We start from the raw sequence: 1,572 nt of genomic DNA on the forward strand, positions 1-1,572 counted from the left end.
CTCGCGGGCCTCATGGCCGTCGCCCCCCGCGAGGCCGACCCGGCGGCCGCCTTCGCCGCCCTGGCGGCCCTCGCGGCGCGGGTGCGGGCCGACCACCCGGGCGCCGACGTCCTGTCGGCCGGCATGAGCGAGGACCTCGAGGAGGCCGTCGCGGCGGGCGCGACGCACCTGCGTGTCGGGCGCGCCGTCCTCGGCGGCCGTCCGCCGCTCCGGTAGCGTCTCGCCCCGAGGCGCGGCCCGCAGGGGGCCCGGCGCCGGACGGCGAGGACGGGCGGGAGCCCGCGGGCACCGCACGGCGGACGGCGAGGGAGTGGCATGGCAGGCGCGCTGCGCAGGACGATGGTCTACCTCGGCCTGGCGGAGGAGGACCCCCGCGAGGACGAGCTCGACGGCTACGACGGCGAGGAGCGCCGCGACGCCGACGAGCGCCGCGGCGGGGCGCACCGCTCCGCCGACCGCCCCGCCGACCCCGAGCCCCGGGGCGAGTCCCGGGCCGAGCAGAGGCCCGAGCACCGGGCCGCCGTCACGCCGATCACCCGGGAGCGCTCCATGTCACGCGTCGTGCCCGAGCCGCTGGGGGGCGACCTCAGCCGCATCACGACCATCCACCCGCGCAGCTACAACGAGGCGAAGGCCATCGGTGAGAGCTTCCGCGAGTCGGTGCCGGTCATCATGAACCTCACCGACATGGACGACGCGGACGCCAAGCGCCTCGTCGACTTCTCCGCCGGGCTCGTCTTCGGGCTGCGGGGCTCCATCGAGCGGGTCACGAGCAAGGTCTTCCTGCTCTCCCCGGCGCACGTCGAGGTCACCGCCGAGCAGGCGAGCCCGCAGCGGACGGGCACGTCCAGCTCGTTCTTCAACCAGAGCTAGGGGCTCCGTGTCCGTCGTCCTCGAGCTGCTCTCGCTCGTCGTCCTCCTCTACATCGTCGTCCTGCTCGGCCGCCTCGTCTTCGACTGGGTCCAGGTCTTCTCGCGCGACTGGCGTCCCACGGGGCCCGTGCTCGTGCTGGCCGAGGGCGTCTACTCCCTGACCGACCCGCCGCTGCGCGCGCTGCGCCGGGTCATCAAGCCGATCCGCATCGGCCAGGTGCAGCTCGACCTCGCCTTCATCGTCCTCTTCCTCGGTCTCGGGCTGCTGCGCTCGCTCCTCGGCGGCCTCGCGCTCGCCGCCCGCTGAGCGCACCGGCCGAGGAGCAGGCGGCCCGGTCCGCTACCGTCGTCCCGCTCCCCGGCGACGGCGGAGCCCGACCCGAGGACGAAGGTGGAGGCTCATGGCTCTGACGCCCGAGGCCGTGACGGAGCGCACGTTCACGCAGACGCAGTTCCGGCACGGCTACGCCGTGGAGGAGGTCGACGACTTCCTCGACGAGGTCGTCGGCGAGCTCACGCGCCTGCGCAGCGAGAACGACGGGCTGCGCGAGCAGCTCGCCGACGCCGAGCGCCGCGCCGAGGAAGCCGCGTCCGCCACCGCGTCCTCGCCCTCGCCCAGCGGCTGCACGACGAGCACGTGCGCGCGGGCGAGGAGCAGCGCGACCGCCTCGTCGGCGACGCGTCGGCCGAGGCCGAGCG

Annotated in this window: 3 protein-coding genes and 1 pseudogene; all 4 read left to right on the forward strand. The window is 75.5% G+C overall.

The features are described 5' to 3' along the window. A pseudogene (locus HLB09_RS16775) lies at positions 1-216 on the forward strand (YggS family pyridoxal phosphate-dependent enzyme); the annotation flags it as partial. Between the two features lie 99 nt (positions 217-315). Beyond that, positions 316-873 (forward strand): cell division protein SepF, encoded by a 558-nt coding sequence (locus HLB09_RS19590; RefSeq protein ID WP_171204435.1) that lies wholly within the window; start codon positions 316-318, stop codon positions 871-873. A 7-nt stretch (positions 874-880) separates the two neighbouring features. Further along, the gene (locus HLB09_RS16785) at positions 881-1,180 is read left to right on the forward strand and encodes a YggT family protein (protein WP_171204436.1); all 300 of its coding nucleotides are present in this window, start codon (positions 881-883) and stop codon (positions 1,178-1,180) included. 94 nt (positions 1,181-1,274) lie between these two features. Then, a partial coding sequence (locus HLB09_RS16790) for a DivIVA domain-containing protein (RefSeq protein ID WP_171204437.1) occupies positions 1,275-1,572 on the forward strand: 298 nt, incomplete at its 3' end.

The sequence above is a fragment of the Pseudokineococcus marinus genome (genome assembly GCF_013004605.1).
Classification (GTDB): domain Bacteria; phylum Actinomycetota; class Actinomycetes; order Actinomycetales; family Quadrisphaeraceae; genus Pseudokineococcus; species Pseudokineococcus marinus.